General features: G+C 67.0%; 21 protein-coding genes. 12 read left to right on the top strand and 9 right to left on the bottom strand.

Annotated features, from left to right (window positions below; genetic code table 11):
- Window positions 1-35 precede the first annotated feature (35 nt).
- Both rraA and lysX read left to right on the top strand, forming a co-directional pair.
- Complete coding sequence (rraA, locus tag HMPREF9336_RS04745) at window positions 36-518, top strand: ribonuclease E activity regulator RraA (protein WP_007469531.1); 483 nt, start codon at window positions 36-38, stop codon at window positions 516-518.
- Window positions 519-541: 23 nt separating this feature from the next.
- Entirely contained in the window at window positions 542-3,823 is a 3,282-nt protein-coding gene (lysX, locus tag HMPREF9336_RS04740) for a bifunctional lysylphosphatidylglycerol synthetase/lysine--tRNA ligase LysX (RefSeq protein ID WP_007469529.1), read from the top strand.
- Between the two features lie 19 nt (window positions 3,824-3,842).
- Here the strand turns inward: lysX and HMPREF9336_RS04735 are convergent, their stop codons facing one another.
- Window positions 3,843-4,340: an RDD family protein gene (locus HMPREF9336_RS04735; protein WP_007469527.1), complete on the bottom strand. Its 498-nt coding sequence runs from the start codon at window positions 4,338-4,340 to the stop codon at window positions 3,843-3,845.
- A gap of 313 nt (window positions 4,341-4,653) precedes the next feature.
- Between HMPREF9336_RS04735 and HMPREF9336_RS18330 the strand changes: the two genes are divergently transcribed.
- The 7 genes from HMPREF9336_RS18330 (at window position 4,654) to HMPREF9336_RS04705 (ending at window position 11,854) form a co-directional block, all read left to right on the top strand.
- Window positions 4,654-4,812, top strand: coding sequence for a hypothetical protein (locus HMPREF9336_RS18330; protein ID WP_021030115.1), 159 nt, complete (start codon window positions 4,654-4,656; stop codon window positions 4,810-4,812).
- Between the two features lie 176 nt (window positions 4,813-4,988).
- On the top strand, window positions 4,989-5,309 hold the full coding sequence (locus HMPREF9336_RS18325) for a type VII secretion target (protein ID WP_021030114.1): 321 nt from the start codon (window positions 4,989-4,991) through the stop codon (window positions 5,307-5,309).
- A 2-nt stretch (window positions 5,310-5,311) separates the two neighbouring features.
- The gene (locus HMPREF9336_RS04725) at window positions 5,312-7,150 is read left to right on the top strand and encodes a M91 family zinc metallopeptidase (RefSeq protein WP_021030113.1); all 1,839 of its coding nucleotides are present in this window, start codon (window positions 5,312-5,314) and stop codon (window positions 7,148-7,150) included.
- A 706-nt stretch (window positions 7,151-7,856) separates the two neighbouring features.
- A complete protein-coding gene (locus HMPREF9336_RS04720) occupies window positions 7,857-8,537 on the top strand; it encodes a hypothetical protein (RefSeq protein ID WP_007469523.1) in 681 nt (226 codons plus the stop codon).
- A gap of 18 nt (window positions 8,538-8,555) precedes the next feature.
- Window positions 8,556-9,551: a hypothetical protein gene (locus HMPREF9336_RS04715; protein ID WP_211235441.1), complete on the top strand. Its 996-nt coding sequence runs from the start codon at window positions 8,556-8,558 to the stop codon at window positions 9,549-9,551.
- Window positions 9,548-10,402, top strand: coding sequence for a hypothetical protein (locus HMPREF9336_RS04710; protein ID WP_007469519.1), 855 nt, complete (start codon window positions 9,548-9,550; stop codon window positions 10,400-10,402). The genes HMPREF9336_RS04715 and HMPREF9336_RS04710 overlap by 4 nt, the downstream gene beginning before the upstream one ends.
- Before the next feature lie 45 nt (window positions 10,403-10,447).
- Entirely contained in the window at window positions 10,448-11,854 is a 1,407-nt protein-coding gene (locus HMPREF9336_RS04705; protein ID WP_007469517.1) for a hypothetical protein, read from the top strand.
- A gap of 200 nt (window positions 11,855-12,054) precedes the next feature.
- Here the strand turns inward: HMPREF9336_RS04705 and HMPREF9336_RS04700 are convergent, their stop codons facing one another.
- The gene (locus tag HMPREF9336_RS04700; protein WP_007469515.1) at window positions 12,055-12,696 is read right to left on the bottom strand and encodes an aminodeoxychorismate/anthranilate synthase component II; all 642 of its coding nucleotides are present in this window, start codon (window positions 12,694-12,696) and stop codon (window positions 12,055-12,057) included.
- A 91-nt stretch (window positions 12,697-12,787) separates the two neighbouring features.
- A complete protein-coding gene (crgA, locus tag HMPREF9336_RS04695) occupies window positions 12,788-13,060 on the bottom strand; it encodes a cell division protein CrgA (RefSeq protein ID WP_021030112.1) in 273 nt (90 codons plus the stop codon).
- Between the two features lie 348 nt (window positions 13,061-13,408).
- Between crgA and HMPREF9336_RS04690 the strand changes: the two genes are divergently transcribed.
- Together HMPREF9336_RS04690 and HMPREF9336_RS04685 are read left to right on the top strand one after the other, a co-directional pair.
- Entirely contained in the window at window positions 13,409-14,248 is an 840-nt protein-coding gene (locus tag HMPREF9336_RS04690) for an MspA family porin (protein ID WP_007469511.1), read from the top strand.
- Window positions 14,249-14,277: 29 nt separating this feature from the next.
- Window positions 14,278-14,907 carry a hypothetical protein gene (locus tag HMPREF9336_RS04685; protein WP_007469509.1) on the top strand — a complete coding sequence of 210 codons (630 nt, stop codon included), beginning with the start codon at window positions 14,278-14,280 and terminating at the stop codon, window positions 14,905-14,907.
- 16 nt (window positions 14,908-14,923) lie between these two features.
- Here HMPREF9336_RS04685 and HMPREF9336_RS04680 read toward each other — a convergent pair whose 3' ends face one another.
- Window positions 14,924-15,673, bottom strand: a complete 750-nt coding sequence (locus HMPREF9336_RS04680) for an SGNH/GDSL hydrolase family protein (RefSeq protein WP_007469506.1) — start codon at window positions 15,671-15,673, stop codon at window positions 14,924-14,926.
- Between the two features lie 495 nt (window positions 15,674-16,168).
- On the bottom strand, window positions 16,169-16,402 hold the full coding sequence (locus HMPREF9336_RS04675; protein ID WP_021030111.1) for a DUF3263 domain-containing protein: 234 nt from the start codon (window positions 16,400-16,402) through the stop codon (window positions 16,169-16,171).
- Between the two features lie 209 nt (window positions 16,403-16,611).
- Between HMPREF9336_RS04675 and HMPREF9336_RS04670 the strand changes: the two genes are divergently transcribed.
- Window positions 16,612-17,352, top strand: coding sequence for a hypothetical protein (locus tag HMPREF9336_RS04670; protein WP_021030110.1), 741 nt, complete (start codon window positions 16,612-16,614; stop codon window positions 17,350-17,352).
- A 147-nt stretch (window positions 17,353-17,499) separates the two neighbouring features.
- Here HMPREF9336_RS04670 and HMPREF9336_RS04665 read toward each other — a convergent pair whose 3' ends face one another.
- From HMPREF9336_RS04665 to HMPREF9336_RS04650, 4 genes are read right to left on the bottom strand one after another with little or no spacing between them, the layout of a single operon-like run.
- Window positions 17,500-18,492 carry a hypothetical protein gene (locus HMPREF9336_RS04665; RefSeq protein ID WP_007469503.1) on the bottom strand — a complete coding sequence of 331 codons (993 nt, stop codon included), beginning with the start codon at window positions 18,490-18,492 and terminating at the stop codon, window positions 17,500-17,502.
- Complete coding sequence (locus tag HMPREF9336_RS04660) at window positions 18,489-20,771, bottom strand: TPR repeat domain-containing protein (protein WP_156920294.1); 2,283 nt, start codon at window positions 20,769-20,771, stop codon at window positions 18,489-18,491. Before HMPREF9336_RS04660 ends, HMPREF9336_RS04665 begins: the two co-directional genes overlap by 4 nt.
- 5 nt (window positions 20,772-20,776) lie before the next feature.
- Window positions 20,777-21,106, bottom strand: coding sequence for a hypothetical protein (locus HMPREF9336_RS04655; protein WP_007469499.1), 330 nt, complete (start codon window positions 21,104-21,106; stop codon window positions 20,777-20,779).
- Window positions 21,103-21,519, bottom strand: coding sequence for a hypothetical protein (locus HMPREF9336_RS04650; protein WP_007469497.1), 417 nt, complete (start codon window positions 21,517-21,519; stop codon window positions 21,103-21,105). The genes HMPREF9336_RS04655 and HMPREF9336_RS04650 overlap by 4 nt, the downstream gene beginning before the upstream one ends.
- Between the last annotated feature and the right edge of the window lie 23 nt (window positions 21,520-21,542).

Genomic DNA, 21,542 nt, shown 5'->3' with positions numbered 1-21,542 from the left:
GCTTTCGTTTAACCGGGGCCACTACAGTGACCTGCATGACCGCTGTGAACTTCATCCCGACCGCCGACCTCGTGGACCAGATCGGCGACCAGGTCCGTAGCTGCGACACCCAGTTCCGCCAGTACGGCGGCCGCCTGCAGTTCGTCGGTCCGGTGCGGACGATCCGCGCATTCCAGGACAACGCCTTGATCAAGGCCACGCTGTCGACTCCTGGCGAGGGAGCCGTGCTCGTGGTGGACGGTTCCGCCAGCGTGCACACCGCGCTCGTCGGGGACGTGATCGCCAAACTCGCGCAGGACAACGGCTGGGCGGGCCTCGTCCTCAACGGAGCCGTGCGCGATGTGGCGGCGCTGGCCGGGCTGGACCTCGGGATCAAGGCGCTCGGCTCCAACCCGCGCAAGAGCGGCAAGACCGGCGCGGGCGAGCTCGACGTCCCTGTGGAGTTCGGCGGGGTCGTCTTCAACCCCGGAGACCTGCTGCACAGCGACGAAGACGGGATTGTGCTCACCGAACGGTGAAATATGGAGGAAGTGACGTGACGATGGCGACAGGGGTGGCCGAGGAGAGGAAGACGAAGCAGGAGCCGGGGAACGGGCTGCGGCCGCCTCGATTCGCGGTGGAGGCCAAGCGGGGGAAGAAAGGCCCGTTGCACCAGGTGCCGCACCGGGCGGGCCTGGTCATCGGCGCGCTCTCGATCTTCTCCTTCCTGCTCAGCGTCTCCGTGCACCTGCGGCATCTGGGCGAGCCCCTGCGGGAATACCTCGACAGATACTTCTTCGCCGTCCCCGACACCAGCTTCGCCTGGGCGTTCGTGCTCGGCCTGCTCGCCGCCGCGCTCTCCGAGCGCAAACGCCTGGCCTGGGTGGTGCTGCTCGGCTCGCTCGCGATCTACGCCGCGTACAACGTCGCCCAACTGGCAGACGGCGACCGGTTCTGGCCGATCGTCGGCCTGGCAACGCATATTGCCGCCATCACGCTGCTGATCGCAGCGCACCGGGAGTTCAGCACGAAAGTGCGCAGGGTCGCGCCGCTGCGCGCGCTGATCACGCTGTTCGTCGGGCTGCTGGTGGCGACCGGGTTCGGTTGGGCTCTGGTCGAGGCGTTCCACCACACGCTGCCCGCGAACGAGCGGTTGCCCTACACCCTCAACCGCGTCGTCATCTTCGCGGCGTTCGAGCGCCGCGATTTCAGCGGCTACACCTTCGGCTTCGTCAACACGCTGCTCGGGCTTTTCGGCGCGATGGCGCTCATCGCCGCGGTGATGGTGCTCTTCCGCTCCCAGCGGCTCGCCGCCGCGTTGACCGTCGAGGAGGAGTCTGCGATCCGGGGCCTCTTGGCCGCGTACGGCGAAGACGACTCGCTCGGGTACTTCGCGACCAGGCGGGACAAGGCGGCAGTGTTCGCGCCGAACGGCAAAGCCGCGCTCACCTACCGGGTGGAGGTCGGGGTGTGCCTCGCCTCGGGCGACCCGATCGGCGACGAGCGCTCATGGGCGGGGGCCATCGGGGCCTGGCTCACGACCTGCGAGAGCTACGGCTGGACGCCCGCGGTCATGGGCGCGAGCGAGCGGGGGGCGCGCGCCTACCGCGAAGCCGGCTTGTCCGCGCTCCAGCTCGGCGACGAGGCGATCCTCGACCCGCGCGGCTTCAGCCTGGACGGACCGGCCCGCAAAGTGGCCCGCCAAGCGGTCACCCGCGCAAAACGCGCCGGGCTCACCGTGCGGTTCCGCAGGCACAGCCAGCTCTCGGAGGAGGAGCTCGCCGCGACGGTGCGTCGGGCGGACGAGTGGCGGATCGGCGCGGAGCGCGGGTTCTCCATGGCGCTCGGCAGGCTCGGGGACGGCACAGACGGGGACTGCCTGCTCGTCGAGGCGGTCGGCCCGGACGGCGAGGTGGTGGGACTGCTCTCGCTCGTGCCGTGGGGCCGGTCCGGAGTCTCGCTCGACGTGATGCGCCGGGATCCGAAATCGCCGAACGGCGTGATGGACCTGATGATCTGCGAACTCGCCATGCGGTCGAGGCAGCTGGGCATCGCCAAGATCTCGCTGAACTTCGCCGTCTTCCGCAACGCCTTCGAAGAGGGCTCCCGGCTCGGGGCCGGGCCCGTGATCCGCTGGTGGCGCGGCGTGCTGCTGTTCTTCTCCCGGTGGACGCAGCTCGAGGCGATGTACCGCTTCAACCACCGGTTCGGCCCGGAATGGGTGCCGAGGTACGTCTGCTTCGAGGAGGCGAGGGTCGTGCCCCGCGTCGCCATGGCCTCCGGCATCGCCGAAGGGTTCCTGGTCGTGCCGAAGTTCGGCGGCAAATCCGAGCCGACCGGCCAGCATCCGATCACGGCGGCCGCCCTGCTCACGCCCGCCGAGGCTCCCTCGGACGACAAGCGGAACGAACCGCGCCTGCCGCAACAGGTGCGTGTGCGGATCGGGAAGCTCGAACGGCTCCAAGCGCAGGGGGTCAACCCTTACCCGGAGTCCGAAGCTCCGACTTCCACCGTCCGCGACGCGCTTGAGGCCGGCCGGTCCCGATCCGGGCGGCAGGTGCGCGTGTCCGGGCGCGTCCTGCGCGAGCGCGACCACGGCGGCGTGGTGTTCGTCGACCTCTCCGACAGCTCGGGCGTCGCGCAAGTGATCCTCGAGGAGCGCGAGCTCTCCCCCGGCAGCCTCGCCGCGTTCCGCAAGGAAATCGACCTCGGCGACCTGATCAGCGTGGACGCCGCCCCCGGAGCTTCGAGGACGGGGACGGCCTCCCTCTTGGCCACAGGTTGGCGGCTCGACGGCAAGTGCCTGCGCCCGTTGCCGGACAAGCGCCGGGGGCTCACCGATCCCGAGGCGAAAGTGCGTCTGCGGCATGTGGAGCTGATGACGAACCCGCAGGCCCGCCGGGCGCTCTCCGTCCGGGGCTCGGTGCTGCGCGCCCTGCGCGAGCAGCTATGGGGCGAGGGGTTCCTCGAAGTCGAGACCCCCGTGCTGCAGCGGGTCCACGGCGGGGCCAACGCGGAGCCGTTCCGCACCCACATCAACGCCTACGACATGCCGCTGTATCTGCGCATCGCCCCGGAGCTCTACCTCAAACGGCTTCTCGTCGGCGGCATGGAGCGAGTCTTCGAGATCGGACGCGTGTTCCGCAACGAAGGCGTGGACGGGACCCACAACCCCGAATTCACCCTGCTCGAGGCGTATCAGGCGCATTCGGACTACCGGGGCATGCGGGATCTGACCGAGCAGATGCTGCGCGCGTGCGCGCGAGCCGTCGGCAACGACGGGCCGCTCGCCGCCCCCGGCCCCTGGCCGATGATCCCGATGCTCACGGCGGTCTCCCACGCGCTCGGGGACGAGGTGGACGAGAACACCGCCGTTCCGAAGCTGCGCCAGCACCTCGCCTCGCGGGGCTTCGAGTTCCGGCCCGACTGGGACGCCGGGCAGCTGCTCCTGGAGCTGTACGAGCGCCTGGTCGAGCACAGGACGACCACGCCGACCTTCTACAGCGATTTCCCGCTGTCGGTCTCCCCGCTCACCAAACAGCATCCGGACCGACCGGCGATCACTCAGCGTTGGGATCTCGTGATCGGCGGCATGGAGGTCGCGACCGCGTACAGCGAGCTCAACGACCCCGTCGAGCAGCGCCGCCGCCTCCAAGCCCAATCCGCGGCGGCGGCGGGCGGTGACCCGGAGGCCATGGAGCTCGACGAGGACTTCCTCGAAGCCTTGGAGTACGCCATGCCCCCGACCGGCGGACTCGGAGTCGGCGTGGACCGGATCGTCATGCTGCTGACCGAGCGGAATATCCGCGAAACACTCGCCTTCCCGCTGGTCAAACCGAAATAATCCAGAGGTCTGCGCGGCGCTACGCTTTGACGACGACGGTGCGCATCACCTTGTCCGCGAACGTCTGCCGCTTGGCGTCCCACAGCGGCCAGAGGTAGCCGACGTAGCAGGAGACCACGTCGAGGATATGGGCGAGTTGGCGCACGAACACCACGCCCGGGCCGATCGGTCTGCCGGTGCTCTCCTGGACCAGTCTGATCTTCAGCGCCTCTTTGCCGACCGTCTGGCCGGTCCTGCCTTGTTTCACGATGACGTTCCAGACGCACACGCCCAGCGCGCCGAGCACGAGGAGCATGGAGGCGACAGCCGCGCCGTCCGGTGTTCCCGAGTAAGGGCTGGACGAGGACTCGTGCTCCCCGACGACCCCGATCAGCACTTGGAACGGGAGCAGGAGAAGCGAGTCGATCACCGAGGCGAGCACCCTCGACCCCCAGGTGGCGTAGCCTTTCCGCTGCGATTCCCTGGTATCGGCCGGTCTCCCGTCGCCTGCGAACTCAGACCCTTCTTCTGCGTACATCGTTCCCCGCCTTTCCGCGTGATGCTGTGGTGCAGGGACTCTAAACCATCGACACGCGGGGCAATCGGCCGGGTCACAGATCGGTCACAATTCGGTTGCGTCATGTTGCGCAACCGGCCCAGCGGGAGAATGCCTCCTGGGCTTTTCCCGAGCCGGCCCCCTCCGGCTATGCCAAGCGCCACAGAACCTCGCGAAACCGCCCTGTCCCGCCCCGCCGCGAACCGGAAAACCGGCTAAGATATTTCTTAGACATTCCACAGAATTTCGACCCTGAGGCTCGACGCGGAGCGCTCGGCTCACCACAGGAGAGAGTATGCCCTGGAGGCTGACATCGTTCCTCGCCCCGAAGAGGACCCACACCCCCGCGACAAGGCCGAGCGCGCTGATGGACTGGCCCCCGGAAGAGACCGAGCGCTTGGCGAACGGGCCGGAGCGGGCGCAGTTGACGCACGGCGGCGAAGAGGGCCGCTAGCCACCTCGCTCCGCGCCGCCGCAGCGTCGCGGCAACACATTGTAGTGATCCAGATCACTTGTAACGCCTAAGTTTCTCGGGAACTTGCGGCCATCGCTTTGCGTCTAACCCCATAAGCAGATTTTCGTGAGGCCTTGGCCCAGCCTGGCCGTGATCACATAAAAGGCAGGAGTGGGATGTCAAACAACGCTGTTTTGACGGTGAACGCCGAAGAGCTCAAGAGCTACGCGAGCGCGGTCCGAGGCGAGGCACCTGCGGCGCAGGCTCTTGCGAAGAGCTCCGCGGAGGCGCTGTCCGCGTATGGGCCCGCCCTCGGCGGGAAGGCCGCGCAAGCCGCCGCCGACTTGCAGGAAGCGTGGGCCGCGGCCGACGAGGCGTACATCAAGCGCCTCGGCGACACCGCCGACCAGGTCGAATCCAGCGCGGCGCTGTACGAGGGCTCCGACGACAGCGGGGCCCACGCGCTGCGACTCGTCGAGCAGGACGGGGGACACTGATCATGGCCTTGACCTGGGAAGAAATCCGAGACCATGACGCGAACGCGGCGGCAGCCCTGCTGCGCGCCCTCGTGCAGCGCGGCGAGGAGTTCCCCGCGCACGGCGCGGCGGTTCGGAGACACGAGGGCGTGATGGCCTGGGGCGGGCCCGCCCGCGAAGCCGCGAACACGACGTTCGAGGGGAACCAGGCGTACGCCAACGAGGCGGGCTCGGCCGCGACCCGGCTCGCCGCCGCGCTCAGCGGCAACTTCGACGCCCGCAGCCATCTCCGGGACGTGGTCTCCAACATCATCGAGGACGGGGCGCAGCTGCGCTTCACCTTCTCGGACTCCGGCGAGATCAAGGACTTCTACGGCTCCTCCGGGCTGTGGAGCGAGCTGCCCGCCGACCAGAAGTCGCTCTACCTCAAGCTGCGCGACGAGCTGCCCAAGCGGGTGGACGACGCGCTCGCCCAAGGCCAGAAGCTGGACGAAGCGGCGGCCACGGCGCTGATGGGCGCGGCCGGTCTTGCGGTGCCCTCCGCACTCAACCCCGAACAGACCAGCGCCGAGAGCCTGGGCGACGGGCTCGCGTTCACCCGCGACCAGGGCATGGTGGTCTTCAAGACCGGCGACGGAGACGACAACGTCTCGGTCAAGCAAGGCACGGGCGGACGCCTGGTGGTCACAGTGAACGGCCAGTCCCAGACGCTCAGCGCCCAAGACTCGCAGAACGTGCTCATCCAGACCCAGGGCGGCAACGACCGGGTGAGCGTGGACCCCAACGTGACCGTGCGGGTGCGGTTCCAGCTCGGCGACGGCAACGACACGATCGACGACCAGGCCATCGGCGGCTCCTACATCGACGCGGGCGCGGGCGACGACACCGTCACGCTCGGCGGCGGCCACAATACCGTCTACCTCGGCTCGGGCAACAACACCGTGACCGGGACGAAGGGAGCCGACTACATCAACGGAGGCTCGGGCAACAACAAGATCAACGCGGGCTCGGGCAATAGCGTCATCTACGCGGGCACCGGCAACAGCACGGTCAACGCGGGCACCGGCAAGAACACGATCTACGCGGGCTCGGGCCAGGCCACGATCAACAACCAAGGCGGCAACGACACCATCTACGCCCAGGCCGGCACCCACGTCAACGAGGGCTCCGGGCACAACCAGGTCGTCACCATCCAGCCGCTGGAAGTCCCCGACAACATCACCGTGAACGGCTCGCCGGAGTTCCAACGCCGGATGCAGGACGACTTCGAGCTTTTGGCCGCCTCGCCGGACGGGCAGAAAATGCTCCAAGGCCTCGGCCACAGCGGGCACACCCTGCTCATCGACGACGGCCACCTGCTCAACGACGGCAAGGTGCTCTACAACAACGGCTACACCGCGCCGGCCATTGGCGACCAGCCCGTGTCGAACAGCAACAGCGATTTCTACTACGACATGAAGCACGACCGGCCCGGCCCGGGGACGGACGCGATCATCAGCATCGACACCACGCTCACCTCGCTCGGCGACATCGCGCAAGGCTCGACCCCGGACTACCACGAGCTCAATCCGACCGTCGTGCTCTACCACGAGATGGCGCACGCCTACGACGATATGAACGGCACCATGATGCCAGGGGACTACGGCCCCAAGGGCAAAGACCCGGTGGACGCGCAGACGTTCGGTTGGGGCCAAAACCTCGCCAACGCGGAGCGCGAGGCCGTGGGGCTCCCGGTGGACTGGGACAACAACCCGAACACCCCGGAGGCTCCTGTGCCGGATTACGTGCACCCGCACGACGTCACCGAGAACGCCCTGCGCGAGGAGATGGGGCTCCCGGACCGCGAGCACTACCTCGGCTGACCACGTCCGAGCGTCGGGCTTAGACGTTCGATCAGACCGCAGAGCGGTGTTCTCGCGCGAAGGCGAAGTTCGCGGCGCTGCGGAAGTTGGAGCACGCGGAAGCGGTGTTGTCGTCGCGGAAGGCTGCGGTCGCCGCCGCTGTCGCGGAGGATGCGGCGGGGCGGGCGGCGGCGCTGGCGAGATCCAGGCGCCGCGCCCCTGCTCGAAGCCGCGATGGCGCAAGACCGGCCCGAAGCCGTCGCCAGAACCCTCTGCCCTGTGGACCCCAGAGCCAGATGGAACCGCCGAAGCGACGCCCTCGCCGCGCTCGTCGGGCACGGGGACGACCACCCGCGTTGCGAACCAAATCGGCCACTGGTGGTGGACCTCTCGGACCTCCCGGCTGGGGCGCCTCCCACTGCCCCCGCGCACGACGCCCATCCCGACACTCCACACACCGCCCCTGCGCGCCCGCTCCGTGTCCGTCCGACCAGCCCAACCGGCCAGCCCTCACCGCTGCGCTCTCCAGCGGAACCCGCTCCGAAACTCCGCGTCCCCCATTCCGTTGCGCTCAGCCTGAATTGATCGAAAAGCCGTGAGCAGTAGTGGAAAAACCCGGCCTCATGGTGTGCGAACAGGGTTTTCACGCCGCATCATGCTTTCTCGAGTCAATACGTCGCGGAGAAACACCCGCCCGACCAATCCCGTGAATCAGGAAGTAGAGCGCATGACCACCCTGCCCCGTGTCCGTTCCTCGGTTGCCCGCTGTGTCTCGGCCGCTGCCCTCGCCGCCTCGGCCCTCCTCCCTGCGGCTCCCGCGCACGCAGAGGCGCTGAACGGGCTGTTCTCCCTCACGCCTGGTTCCTGCGCCGGATCGCCGCAGGGTTCGTACTTCCGCATGATCCTCCCCGCTGGCGGAGAAAACGGCCCCTACCTCGGCAACAGCGACTCCCCGTGCGGGGACAACACGGTCACGCCGCTCGCTCCGGGCACCGACGGCGGTCTGATCAGCGGCAAATACCAGCCGCAGCCCGCGTCCCCGTTCGCGGGGAACGGAGACGCGACGGCGGGCACGGTGACCCGGCCGGTGCGTTTCTACGGTGTGCTGTTCGCGACCTCCACGAACCAGATCGACCCGCAGACCAAAGACCAGACGGCGCTGCCGGTGATCAATCGGGACGGCAACACCCTCAGCGGCGACCTGTCCGCGTTCGGCGTCACCTGGAACAACCAGCTGTTCAACCAGGGCGCTCCGAAACCTGGCGGCGACCTGCCCGGCCAGACCACCCCGGTCAAGGGGACGATCGACGGCAACGGCAACTTCACGCTCACCTGGACCAGCCAGATCGTCAGCGGCCCCTTCGACGGATTCACCGGCTACTGGCATCTGCAGGGCCACTTCCATTAAACCGGGATGGGCGCAGTTGTGACTGATCTGCCGAAGCATGAGGCTGACCAGCCAAAACTTCTCGAGCGTTCTTCGGCCCCGAGCCGTGGAGCCGGTTGGCTGCGGGCTCGCTGGCTCTGGTCGCTGCTCGTGCTCGTCGGCGTGGCTTTTATCCTGGCCCCGATCCGGCTCGGCATGTACGGCGAGGCGGCAGAAGGCCAGCGGATGGTGGAGCGCTTCACCCCGATCCTCACCGATCAACGCCTCGACCGGCTCGAGGACCATCTCAAAGTCATCGAGGCGGCGCGCGCGGAAACCGCCGCGCGGCGGCTGTCCGAAGAGGATCTGGCCCATGTGAACACGGTCCAGTTCGTCGCTCAATTCCCCGAGACGGAGAAACGTTTTTCCGGCTGGATCGCGGCGATGCGCGCGGACGAAGGGGTGTTCGGCGAGTTGCGATCGCTGCCCCCGTTCGGGATCTTCCCGTTCGTGTTCGGCTTCGCGGGCCTCGTCCTCGTCGTTGTGGGGACAGTCGGCCTCCTCTCGGACTCGACCGGCGGGCGGCGGGCGCTACGGGCCATCGCCGCGCTGGTCGGAGTCGGCCTCGTGGTCTTCCCCGTCGCGGCAGGAGTGTTCGCGCATTCCGCCTCGGGCTCCAAGCTCCTCTCCGATTTCCGCCCGATCCTCACCGAGGAGAACGTCCGCTGGGCGCAGAGCGAGTTCGTCGTGATCGGGCCTTCCTCCGCCGAACTGCTCAACGATTTGCACACCAACCCGCAGGCGGACCTGCCCGCGACACGGGCGTTCGTGGACCAGTGGGCCACGATCAGCTCGGACTTCGCGGGCGTGATCGAGGAGTTCGCCGACAACCTCGGCCACTTCCAGGCGCTCGAACGGCTCAATCAGACCGCCGGGCCGCTGGGCTTCGCTGCGTTCGACGAGTTCGGCTGGTTCTACCTCGCCCCAGGTCTGCTCCTCGTGCTGGCCGTGGGCGCGGACGCACTCTTGGGGGCCCGTCAAGGAAAGACAACATGAAGATCAAGGAACACACGACGAAGGCGCTCGCCGTGCTGCTGCTCGCAGCCGGAGTGTCCGCCTGCGGCAAAGAGGCGCAACCCGCGCAGCCGGATCGCGGCGGGACCGAGCTGGTCGGGCTCTTCCGGTTCGACTCGGGCAAGTCCCTCGGCCCCGACAAGCCGCCAACCGGAACCTGGTTCCAGATGCTCACGCCTGCGGGCGGGGTCATGTCGAACTCCAACCCCGGAGCCGAGGTCTGGCAGGTCGGCGGCAAACCGGTGCCCGGCGCGTACACGTATCTCGAACCGGGCTCCGGCGGCGGCCTGCGCGCGGGCGGGTACCAGAGCCTGCCCGACCCCGCGTTCGCTGGCACGCCGACCGATCCGAAGGCGGGCGACTCCCTCGCGAGCTCGGTGACCCGACCGACCCCGTTCTTCCTCGTGAAGTTCTCGATCTCCACCAACCCGACCGACCCGCAGACCAAGCGCCCGGTCGCCCCGCCGAAGGTGGTGCTGCTGAAAGACGGGACGCTCACGGCGGACCTGTCCAGCTGGGCCGCGACATGGAACGGCCAGTACTTCAACCAAGGTGCGCCGAAACCTCAGCCCGCGAAAGACGCCGAGGTCCAGGGCGCGGCGCAGGTCAAGCAGGTCTGGGACTGGGCCGCGCAGAAGTTCCTCGACGTGCCGATCGCCGATAACATCCCGCAAGGCGACTGGGCGAAAGGCACGTACGACCCTGCGACGAAGCATTACACCCTCGAATGGCGGAGCCTGATCGTCGGCGGCCCGTTCGACAAGTTCACCGGGCTCTGGCACCTCGAGGGAGTGTTCGAGCCAGCGCAAGCGCCAGCACCACCTCGATCTTGATCGTGAGCGGAGGACCAACGAATGACTAGCAGGAGGAGCATCGACATGAAGACTTCCGGGGGAGAACCTCGTCGGGCGCGGCGCGAGCGCCGTTCGGCGTTCTCGGCCGCGCGCGCCATCGGCACGGCGGTCCTTTCCGCCGTAGCCGTCGTCGGCACGCTTCCGGCGCAGCCCGCCTCGGCAGAGCCCGCGCCCGGCGGGCAAACGCTCGGCAAACCCGCATCGCATTTGCCGCAGCCCTGGAGCCAGCGAGAAGTGACCGAAGCGCTGACCCAGCTGGCCGGCGCAGTGCGGCATGCCAAGCAGCAGGCTCCGGCGAAGCAAACGCCGAAGGCTCCTGCGCAGCAGGCCAAGCTCGCGAGCAAGACGACCCCGTTCGCGCTGCCGGAGGCCCCGGAGCAGAACAATTCGCTCGACGACGAGGAAGACCTGCCCATCGGCATGAACCGAGGGCCGGGGTACGACCAGATCCTCTCGCTCGCGCTGCAAGACCCGCCCACGGCCAAGGCGCTGCATATGCTGGCGCGCGAGGAGCGCGCCTCAGCGGCCGCCGCTGAGGCGGACGACTCGGACGGTTCGGACACCGACGGCGGTGACGACGGGCCGCCTCCCGACCCGGCGCTTGCGACGGTGCTCAGTTTGAACAACGGGCCGATCCTCTACCAGCCGCCATGCCCGTTCGGCTGGCCGCCGCCGGACCGCTACGGCGGGCTCGCGGACATCATCGAGCTCGCGCCGATGGCTGGCGACTTCGTCTCGGAGGCCTTCGCCCCCGCAGCGGCGTGGCAGCCGATGGCCCAGCTCTTCGGCCCGCTGATCGCGATCATCCAGCCGACGATCAAGATGAACAGGTACTGGATCGACCCGACGATTATCAACGTGCGCAACCCCATCAACGCGGTCCACTACCTTTTCTTCGGCTGGTACGACATCTGGCACCGGCAGAAGTTCCTCCAGGAGGAGGTCGAGTGGGCCAACGAAGTCGCGCCGTGGCTCCAGCAGGTGTACCAAACGCCTCAGGCCGCCTGCTTCGTCGCCTTCGAGGGCATGTTCGAGCGGCTCGTGGAGACCGGCAACCCGTGGCCGCGCGGCTGGTACGTGGAAGACCACGCCACGACCTGGGACGTCGACAAGATCGGCCCGTACGAGCCCGCCTCCCCCGGCGCGCGGCCGAAGGCGCTGCAGGATCTGGACCGCCAGCTCGCGCTGGAAGACGGCGACGAGGTCGACGAGAGCGCGCCGAAAGCGCATCCCGCCGCGCCGAACACCCCGCAGCCCGCGCAGCCGCCGAAGGCTCCCGCCGTCGCGCCGCCCCAGCAGGAGACCCCGCCCGCAGCCCCGGCTCCGCAGGAGAGAACTCCACCGCAGAGCCCGCCGCCGCAGGCCCCCGTCCAGCCGAAGCCGCCGCTGGACTCGTTCCCCGGCATCGACGCAGGGATGAAAGTGCGCTGAGCTGCGCCGATAATGCAACGAGTGTGGCCGGACGAAGCACGTGCTTCGTCCGGCCACACTCGTTTATCCACAGGACTGTGCACAGATGTGGAATAAATCCCACGCGTGTAATTCCCGCCCCGCGATCTCCACAGGCTTGTGCACACCTGTGGATTGAATGACACGCGTGTCATTTCCCGGCTTCAGACCGGGAGGACGCTTCAGACTGGGAGGACATGGGCGGCAAGCTCGCGCACCAGCGCGTCGTCCACCGGCCGGCCGCAATCGCCGAGCCAGTTCGCGAGCATGCGGTGCCCGCCTTGGGTGAGAATGGACTCCGGGTGGAACTGCACGCCTTGCACGGGCAGCTCGCGATGGGCGACGCCCATGATCACGCCGCTTTCGCTCCGCGCCGTCACCGTCAGCGAGTCGGGCAGCGTGTCCTCTTGGATCGCGAGCGAGTGGTAGCGAGTGGCGGTGAAGCCCTGGGGGAGCCCCGCGAACACGCCGCTGTCGGTGTGCGTGATCCGGCTGGTCTTGCCGTGCAGCAGCTCCGGAGCCCGCCCGACGACGCCGCCGAACGCGACGCCGATCGCCTGATGCCCGAGGCACACCCCGAGCAGCGGCTTCGCCTGCCGCGCGGCGGAGAGGACGACGGGGATGCTGGCTCCCGCCTTCTCCGGCGAGCTCGGCCCGGGGCTGACGAGGACTCCGTCGTATTCGGCGATGGCCGCGTCGGGGTCCGCCAGCCGCGAGTCGTCGTTGCGCCACACCGTCACCTCCGCCTCAAGCTGACGCAGGTATTGCACGAGGTTGAAGACGAAACTGTCGTAGTTGTCCACGACAAGGACACGGGCTGTCATGGGCTTATTGTACGTGTTCACGATACGCGGAACACGTCAGTTTCCAAGGGCGGGAAACGAGCGCGGCGGGCGCTGGGCGACTGGCTGTCCCCTAGTGCCACTTCATGGTCATCAGAAGGCCCGCGACCATGAGCCCGAAGCCGATGGCGAAGTTCCACGCCTCAAGGTCGGCCATCCACTTGAGGGCCGACACATCGGCCGCGGCGACGTAGTAGACCACGAGCCAGATGAGCCCGGCCAGCATGAGGCCGAGCATGAGGGCCACGTACCAAGTGCTCGACGGAGTGGTTCGGACCGGACCCGCCCCGAACGCGCCAGGATTGATCGTGAAGTCGGCCTTCTTCCGGACCTTGGACTTCGGCATGATCTTCTCCTTGTTTCGTGTCACACGTCGTTTTGCTGCGAACCGCAGTCGCTGCCCGCGACCGCCGTGCGTCTGCGCTCGCTCGCGGCGCAACCGCGCCAGACTCTCCACCTGGGATTTCATCCCAGCCATGGCGCTCGCCGCTCCGCGAAGGCTAGTCGATGATAGCAGGCTTCATGATGAACGCGAGGCATGCCCGGAGCAACGGAACGATGTCGAGCACGGGTAGCCTTATGTTTCGATTTGATGTCGAAACATTTCGATTTGATGTCGAAATGATCTTCAAATGCGCAGACCTCGATATCGATCACTCCACATCCGGCAGCGGGAGCGAGGAGAGGAAAGAACGTGTTCCCATCGAAAGGACGAGTCGCGGCTTCCGGGGCCCCGTACGGCTCCGGGGTCCGCAGGGCGCTGACGGCGCTGGTCGCAGGGTTGGGCGCATGGGGGACGCTGCTCTCGTCGTCGAGCCCGGCGCTCGCGGACAACACGGTGGATTTGCCGGACGACTCGATCACGCAGACGCTGCCGGACGGCACGATGGTCACGCTGTCGGTTCGCGACCAGTACGCGATCATCTCGCCTGCGATGGTGGCGGTGCAGACTTCGCGGAACATATGGGCGAACGGCACGGTGCGGGTGGATATCGAGGGGCATAGCGACGAGGGCCGCATCACCCCCGGCTACATCGTCGGCTGCCAGTTCACCTTCGGCGCGCAGGCGGGCGGCTCGTTCAACGGCGGCACCGGCAACACCGGCACCGGGCTGAACGCGAACGCGATCGGCGGGGCGCTGAACTCCGTCGGCGGAGCGGTCGGCTCCATCACCTCGCCCCAAAGCATCCCCGGCGCGATCCTCAACGGCGCGCAAGGCGTCGGCAATTCGCTCGGCCCGGTCGCCTCGGCGTACCTGCCGAGCGGGGGCATCGGGTTCTCCATCGGACCGGGCCAGGCGATCGACTACCCGATGCTGCGGATCGAGGAGCCGGACGACTACGGCAACCAAACCTTCGACACCTACTTCGCCTTCGCGGGCAGCCACGGCGGCATCACCTACACGGACGTGACGTTCAAAGTGGACGGCTGCGCGGGCTACGCCCAGGCCCGGCCCTATTCCCGCGTGCGCATCAAGAACTCGACGACCATGGCATGGGTCACCATCTGGGGACCCCCCTTCAGCATCGGCTGACGCGCGGACCTGCTGCTAGCCTCATCCCCATGAGGGCACACACGGCGAAACACGCGCTCCCCTCGGCGCTCGTCATGATCGTGGCGTTGAGCGGCTGCGCCGGGTTCGGCCACAGCAAGCGCGCCACGTCTTCTCCGTCGAAGGCCGCCGAGCCCTCGTGGGAAATCCGAGAGGCGTGCTCTCGGTTGAAGGATGGAGTTGGCGACCTGGAAAAAGCGAGCGACGAGTTCACAGAGGAACTGGGGAAGTACGAGGACTACGTCGCCGACAACCTGCCCACGCGCGGCAACGGCGAGAGCATGCCCGCCTCTCTCAAGGGATCTGTCTTCCATCGCTACACCGCGGCCGCGCGGGATCTGGAGAACCTGCTCGCCAAGAACAGGGCCGCCCGAGACGATGTCTTCCGCGTCTCGCAAACCCGACTCCACGAAGCCGACGATCCCCTCAAATTCGACATACAAGAGGACGCGGCCGCGACCGGGGCCATAGACGATCAATTCCAGAAAATCGTCGCTGCTCGGGAGTACATCGACAAATTGTTCTCCCCGCTCCTCGACCCCGAGGCCAAGCTACCGGGGCCTCGGCCGAGCGGCTACGAGTACGACGACCACAAAGTCCCCATCGAGGCCTATCAGAGCATGGCCTGCGCGAGAACATGAAAGAGCGCGTCCGCCCTCAGACCGGAGAATAGGCCGGGCGCTTTGCCGACCTGCCGTCCCCCGAGGACCGTCCGCGCAGCCGCCGACCCACCCACGGGCCGCCGAACGCCCCGAACCATCGCAGATCCTTCGCCAACGTCCGGGGCGGCACCCGCTCCGGCAGCGGGTCCCACCAGCCGCCCTCGACGGCCAGTCCGAGCTGTTCCGCCGCGCCCCTGGCCAGCCGCTCGTGGCCGAGCGGGCTCAAATGCAGCCGGTCGTCCGACCAGGCCCTCGGGTCCTCGAACACCGATCCGGGCGGCGCGGACGGGGCGAGCGCGCCATGCCGGGCCGCGACGGACTCGATGATCTCGTTGAGCAACGAGTGGCGCGTGAGGAAGAGTTTGCCGAGCGGAATGAGGGCGGACAGGTCGGGGCCGGGGATCATCAGGACGGCCGCGCCAGCGCGCCGCAACGAGCCGACGAGATCGTCGAGCACCTCGGCCAGCTCGTCGAAATCGACTTTCGGGCGCAGCACGTCGTTGAAGCCCGCCGACATGGTCACCAGGTCAGGTCCGAGCGCCAAGGCCGGACCCAGCTGTTCGTCACGGACCTCGGCGGCCTCCTTGCCCCGCACCGCTAGATTCGCGTACTCCACCGCGCCGTGGTGCTCGCGCAGCAGCTCGGCGAGCCGGTCCGTCCAGCCTCTCGGCGTGCCGTCGGGCCACGGCGCGTCGCCCAACCCCTCGGACTGGCTATCGCCGATCGCGACATACCGGAACACCATGGCCACCTCACAAGCGCAAAGCCGACAACTCTTGTGATCATAAAAGGACGCGAAAACCCCGCCCTTCCCTGGCCTGCCCCCAACGTCCGCGCCGATCTGGCCTTCTCGCGCCGACACCAGCGGAGGAGCACCATGCCGGATGGCCGACGACCAAGGAGAAGCGGGGCGCGAGCCGCTTTCGCGGCATCCCCTTTGGGGCGAACGACGGGACTTGAACCCGCGACCACCTGAACCACAATCAGGTGTTCCGCCGTGCGGGAGTCTATCGCACCCGCGCACTGGACAGCAGCAGAGAGTAGCCATGGATACCCAACAACGTGCGGATTCGGGCCTGATCACCGCTCATAGCGCGACGGCCCCAATCTCACGTTTCCTACCGTCCGCTATCAGGGGTTATCGCCGGGAGTTGTGACAGCGTCGTGACAGCGAACGGGACCGAGAAAGGGCAGCCAGCGCCGGGCTTCGGCTCGGGCTGGCCGCCCCTCGCGTCGGGGGTCACACGGCGCGGGCGGCCCGCCCGCCGCGTCGTTTGTCGCGCAGGCGGCGCAGCCGTTTGGCGGCCTGAGGGTGCGCGGCGACGGCGGCGGGGCTGTCGAGCGCCCTGTTGAGCAGTTGGCAGTAGAGGATCGGGGCGAGGCCGAAGGCTTCGCGGATCGCTCTTTCTTTGTTGCCCGAGTTGCGCCACCATTGCCGCTCGAAGGCGAGGAGGGCGGCGGGGTCGGGGGTCATGCGGCCTTCCCGAGCGCAGCGCGGACGACGAGCCAGTTGGTCTCGTCCTTGCCAAGGTCGGCGACCGCCTTCTCGTCGCACCAGAGGAGTTCGGCGAGGCGGCCCGCTCGACTCCGGCCGTGAGAGGAGGTCAGCCGGAGGGGCGGGCCGCGTGCTCGCCCTACCGGCGATCAAGACCAATCCAACTGGTATATGGTTCGATACACCCCATGCCGCATCCTTTCGCCGGAAAGCTCGCCACCTGGCCCACAAACCGCGTGGTCGAAACACTCGGCGAGCACATCGACACATTGATCGCCGGATCGCGGACCTACGCCGACGCCTTCCTGCAAGTCGGCTCCCTCACCTGGGACTCCCCCTACCGGCCCGACCAACTCGCCGACCTCCCAGTCGGACAAGTCGCGTCCCAGATCGGCGAAGACCTCACCCACGCCGTCGCCGCCACCATCACCGCCATCGCGCGCAACCACCACGAGCACATCGACAAAATCGAAACCGCCTGGAACACCTGGCGCTCAGGAGGCGCATGGGAGCTGCGGCCCCTCCCCGCGCCCACGCCCTGGCCCCCGTTCGACCCCGCGCAAGCCCCGCCCCCGACCCTCGTGCTCACCCCACGGCGGCCCGAGCACACCATCACACATCAGAGCAACCGCGTCCTCGGCGACGGCGTCGAAAGCCTCATCGACGGCCTCCGCGCGAACGCGAACACCGCGAACAAACCCAATCCCGGCTACGAGACCGCGACCCACCCAGGCCACCTCTTCAACGCCCTCGACCGAGCCAACGCCCGCCACGCCAAAGCCGCCGCGTTCGTCCACACCCACGCCGCCGACTGGCTCGAATGGGCCTGGCAACAGCTCGAACACGCCGCCCGACTCTCCCTCGAGGACCAGAACCACTGGCACCGCCCCATCCTCCGATACCCCGGCCCCACCGGAAAATACTGGTAATAGCAACAGAGCGTGACCTTCAGGATAAAGGAGTCAGCCTCGGCGAAAGCCACACCGAAACTCGGCGGGATAAGGCTTGGGCATTCGATCATCCTTGCAGATCAGATGGAAACCCAACCCTCAGCAGACCCTTATGTCCGACATGGCTCAGAGAGATTCATGCTGTACCCGGTCGTATGATTCTTTAAAGGTTTGAACTCCGGCGAACATGGTTTCCGCGAAGCCACTTGAGGAGAGATACTTTCGGAGTTCGTCGCCGAGTTCTGCCCCGTTCGGCCCGTCTAAAGCTTCGATGCCAGGGAGATGTCCGTCAACGAGGAAGCGGTTGAGCGGTCCGGTTTCCGGCGCTCCTTGCTTTTGGATCAGCACGGATACGCCTGCATAGCAGGCGAAGTCGGTGACAACCGCGCTCCGGTGTTGCCAGTCTCCGACGTGCGCCCTGTCCAGTGATCCGACGAGTTCGCCAGCCTCCCGCATCAAGTGAGTCGCGGCTTCTTTTTCCCCGGAGACGACCGAGTCGGCGAATTCTCGCTCCCACTTCTCAGCGAGTTGTCTTCCTTGCTTGCCAAACTCGTTGCCCGCAGTTCGGTCAGTGCCGATCACCGCCGCTAGCTTGGTCACGTCCGCCGTCTTCAGACCGGGGGTGAAGCCTGACGCTCCCTGGTCCTCACCATACATGGCGGGAAGGTAGGCGGCGAAGGCTTTTGCGAGCGCACGGGCCAGGGCAGGACATCTGGCTCCGAAAGACTCTCGCAAAAGGGGCACGCTCTGGGATAGCTCCTTCTCATGCGCGACCGTGTAGACCGCCAACGCGCGGGTTATCGCACCGGCGTTGGACGTTGGGCGTGATGATGTGATCTTCGTGAGGAAGTCAGCGGCCGACTTGCAGTCTTGGTCCCATCTGCGTGTCAGCAGCGCACCGAGCGCCTCGCTGCCGGAGTTCGATCCGTCGCCGCCCAGCAACAACGAGTCAGCTTTCGCGTAGTCGCCCACGTCAGCAGCATGCGCAGCCTCGCTCAACTGCCTGTCGGGGAACGGCACCGGCCGGGTCCACCAGTAACCAGCCGCGAAGGATGCGGCGCAGACAACGATCACCGCAACACTGGCACGGGCCCTTGCGGACTTGAGGAACGGTGTCATTTCTTCGGCGGGTTGATCTTGTCGTAGTATTCGTGGAACCTCACGATGTCAGAGGTGACATCTCCGCCGACCGACTGGCCGTTGAGGTAGCGTTGGATAGCGTCACCCATACCAGCCCGTTGGTCCGGGGTCAGGTTGTCCCAGTTCGGCATCTGGCCGTTCTGAAGCAGCCCCGCGAGCTGACCTGAAACGGGGTGGTGACCGCTCGCGATCAATATGGTGGCGATCTGATAACGGATCGCGTCACCGTCGACCACCCGACCCGGTCCGCCGTCACCCGCGAGCGCCTTCTTCATCTCGTTACCCATGAGGTCATCCACCATGTCCCCGAATGGCCCCGCTTCCCCGCGAATAGCCTTCACCAGCACTTTCGCCCACGGTTTCGCGGCATCGAAGCCGTCTTCTCGCATTTTCTTCCCTGCGTCGCCGAGGTCTTGCGTGCCCTTGTCCACCGCTCCCAGCAGCTCGGCCGCGTTACGCATCGATCTAGTGTCTGTTTCTCCGCTGTCGAGCGACTTCGCGTACTGCTGCTCCCATGCGATGACCTGGGCGTACGAGGCTTTCGTCATCGTCTGGCCCGCGTCGTGGTCGGTGGCGAGCACCCGGATCACGTCGGCCATGTCGCCGCGTTTGTCATCCGCCAGAGCATGGAACCCCAAGGTGTGCTGACCGGGAAGCTCGTTCCCGTACGCAGCCCCGACGTAATGGGACAAATCGTCGGCGAGTTCCCTGGTGAGAAGCGGGCTCTGCGAGCCGAGGGAGCCAAAGAGGTACTGCCCGAATGCGTTGGCGCCCTTGAACGCGCCCGCTTCCTCTTTCAACTGGTTGAAGAAGGTTTGGGAGACCTCCCCGGCACGCTCCGCGACAGCTCTCTGCGCGGGACTGCCGCCGTCGTCGGGGATCACCGCGCCTGCAGTGGCATGGTGGATCATCTCCTTCGCCGCAGCGCCCCCGTCGTCCCACTTGTAGTGCAAAAGCGCCGAGGCGTAGCCCTTCGAGGCGGGGTTGGACGGGTCAAGCATTTGGTGGTCGGCGATCTGGTCCGCTCCCGCTGTGCGCATCGACGATTCGAGGAACGCGTCCACCTGCGGCGGGTGCCCCTCCACGCGCGTGTTCACGAACGCCATGATCTCATACTGCTTGTCGAGCAGACCCTTGTCGAGCGCGGTGCCCTGTCTGGCGGACTCGTCGCTCCCGCCCACGAGGTCGGAGAGCGCTTGCAACTGGTCCAGGGTCGGGTACTTCTGCCCAGGGATGACATCGTGCCCAGTGTCGTGCGAGTCGTCCAACGCCGCCTTGTCCCGCAACGCCTGCTGCACCTTCGCGGGCAGTTTGTCCATGCCGCCGCGCCACGGCGCGGTCTTGTCGCCCTGCACGACCGGCACAGCCGAGGCCACGTGATCGTCGCTCATCAGTTCCAACGCGTTCGACACCGCTTTGCCGTCCCCATGGAGCTTGTCTTTCACAAGCGCGCGGATGTCGGTGGCGGACTTGTCCCGCAACTGCCCGGACATCTCCGAGACCACGGAGGTCTGCTCGGGCGAGAGCTTCGCGTCACCGCCCTCCTGCAACGCCCGCTGCTGCGCGTCCGACAACCTCGTCGCGGCCTCCACCCGTGCTTTCTGCTCCGGGGTGGCGGTGCCCGCGAGATACGCCTTCACATCAGCTTTCGCCTGCGCGGGAGTCTCCCCGACAAGGGAGCCGATCTGCCCGTCCGTGGCGACCTGCTCGAAATGGACATTCGCGCGCAGATCGGCGGCGGCTTTATCGCTAGCTTGTTCTAAGGCCTCGCGGTTTTTGTCCAAGCCTTCTTGCGCGCGTTGCTGCCACACGGTCAGCGCCTCGCTCTGATCCTGCGTTAAGCTGCCGCTGAACCGCGAGAGGTCGGCTACGACTTTCCAGTCCTCGGTCACGTAGAACGCGACAGAGAGCTGGGCGAGCCGATCACCATCTTGGATGATAACTGGGCCGGTGGCATCGTTGATGGACGTGCGCAGATTCCACGCTGCGGGCCACAGCGCCTCATGCGCGGTTTTCAACACGTTCGCCGCGTTGTCGGTCTCGGCATGGAACCGATTCAGCGCTCCTGCGACCGTTCCACCCTTGTCCTGCGCCGCGTCCCCCGCCTGCCCGGTGAACGGCTCCCCGCCGGGAGCGCGGGTCTGTGTCTGCACGAACGCGGCGTTCAACGAGTAGGGCTCGCCCGATTCCCGCAGCCTGTCCGCCGCCCACGCGGTGTGATCAAACTGCATTTGCAGGAACTGGCTCAACGTGAACATCGCCATCACGCCACCACCAGCGAGGAGAGAGCCGCAGCGCCGTCCTCGTCGGTCTCCCCGACGACGTGCGCGACCGAGACCAGTGCCTCGCCGAAGTTCTCGTACTCCCCGCACGCCCTTCGGTTCGCCTCTTTGAACGCGCCGTCCGCCTCGGTGAGCGCACTCGCGAAGGAGAGGCCCCGCAAGTAATGCGCCAAAAACTCGAACGGACTGCCCTGCACATCCGACGAGGCCACGCCCTTGTCCGCTCGGGATTTCAGCTCGCTCGCGTGCTCGGCCATTTGTTTGCCGACCTGCGCCAATGCTTCGATATTCACCTGCAACGGGTGCGTCATGCGTCCTCGCCTCTCTTCGACCCCAGCTCGTGATTCAACTGCTCTAACCTGCGCTTCTCACGCCGGAACTCATTCACGTCTACAAAAACCACTTCGCCTGCCCGCACCAACTGGCGTAGCTGTTCCTGCTCCTCGCGGTCCTCCCGCTCCGCTTGCTCTTGCGCAAGTACCTCTTCTACCTCCTGCGGAGAGAGGTTCCGCCCATCATGGCGGATCACCCGCTCAACTGTCTCCAGCTCGTCGTCGGAATCCCCAGGGCCGAATCTACGCACAGACAGATCCTCGTGCTCAGCTTCCAGGTCCGACTCCAGACGCACCGAGACCTCAGACCGTGCGCGTGGAATCCATTCCTCCTCGTCCTCCTCAACGTGCCCGAACTTGCGCACGCCGCTGTCCCAGTAATCCGCTGGCATAAGCCGTGGTGCTCCTTCATACG

Origin of the sequence: Segniliparus rugosus ATCC BAA-974 (genome assembly GCF_000185725.2) — a bacterium.
Taxonomy (GTDB): Bacteria; Actinomycetota; Actinomycetes; order Mycobacteriales; family Mycobacteriaceae; genus Segniliparus; species Segniliparus rugosus.
This window is presented reverse-complemented; position numbering and strand designations above follow the sequence as displayed.

Coding starts and splice junctions, on each gene's coding strand:
- rraA (WP_007469531.1), top strand. CDS start 36: ATGACCGCTGTGAACTTCATCCCGACCGCCGACCTCGTGGACCAGATC.
- lysX (WP_007469529.1), top strand. CDS start 542: ATGGCGACAGGGGTGGCCGAGGAGAGGAAGACGAAGCAGGAGCCGGGG.
- HMPREF9336_RS04735 (WP_007469527.1), bottom strand. CDS start 4,340: ATGTACGCAGAAGAAGGGTCTGAGTTCGCAGGCGACGGGAGACCGGCC.
- HMPREF9336_RS18330 (WP_021030115.1), top strand. CDS start 4,654: ATGCCCTGGAGGCTGACATCGTTCCTCGCCCCGAAGAGGACCCACACC.
- HMPREF9336_RS18325 (WP_021030114.1), top strand. CDS start 4,989: ATGTCAAACAACGCTGTTTTGACGGTGAACGCCGAAGAGCTCAAGAGC.
- HMPREF9336_RS04725 (WP_021030113.1), top strand. CDS start 5,312: ATGGCCTTGACCTGGGAAGAAATCCGAGACCATGACGCGAACGCGGCG.
- HMPREF9336_RS04720 (WP_007469523.1), top strand. CDS start 7,857: ATGACCACCCTGCCCCGTGTCCGTTCCTCGGTTGCCCGCTGTGTCTCG.
- HMPREF9336_RS04710 (WP_007469519.1), top strand. CDS start 9,548: ATGAAGATCAAGGAACACACGACGAAGGCGCTCGCCGTGCTGCTGCTC.
- HMPREF9336_RS04705 (WP_007469517.1), top strand. CDS start 10,448: ATGAAGACTTCCGGGGGAGAACCTCGTCGGGCGCGGCGCGAGCGCCGT.
- HMPREF9336_RS04700 (WP_007469515.1), bottom strand. CDS start 12,696: ATGACAGCCCGTGTCCTTGTCGTGGACAACTACGACAGTTTCGTCTTC.
- crgA (WP_021030112.1), bottom strand. CDS start 13,060: ATGCCGAAGTCCAAGGTCCGGAAGAAGGCCGACTTCACGATCAATCCT.
- HMPREF9336_RS04685 (WP_007469509.1), top strand. CDS start 14,278: ATGAGGGCACACACGGCGAAACACGCGCTCCCCTCGGCGCTCGTCATG.
- HMPREF9336_RS04680 (WP_007469506.1), bottom strand. CDS start 15,673: ATGGTGTTCCGGTATGTCGCGATCGGCGATAGCCAGTCCGAGGGGTTG.
- HMPREF9336_RS04675 (WP_021030111.1), bottom strand. CDS start 16,402: ATGACCCCCGACCCCGCCGCCCTCCTCGCCTTCGAGCGGCAATGGTGG.
- HMPREF9336_RS04670 (WP_021030110.1), top strand. CDS start 16,612: ATGCCGCATCCTTTCGCCGGAAAGCTCGCCACCTGGCCCACAAACCGC.
- HMPREF9336_RS04665 (WP_007469503.1), bottom strand. CDS start 18,492: ATGACACCGTTCCTCAAGTCCGCAAGGGCCCGTGCCAGTGTTGCGGTG.
- HMPREF9336_RS04660 (WP_156920294.1), bottom strand. CDS start 20,771: ATGTTCACGTTGAGCCAGTTCCTGCAAATGCAGTTTGATCACACCGCG.
- HMPREF9336_RS04655 (WP_007469499.1), bottom strand. CDS start 21,106: ATGACGCACCCGTTGCAGGTGAATATCGAAGCATTGGCGCAGGTCGGC.
- HMPREF9336_RS04650 (WP_007469497.1), bottom strand. CDS start 21,519: ATGCCAGCGGATTACTGGGACAGCGGCGTGCGCAAGTTCGGGCACGTT.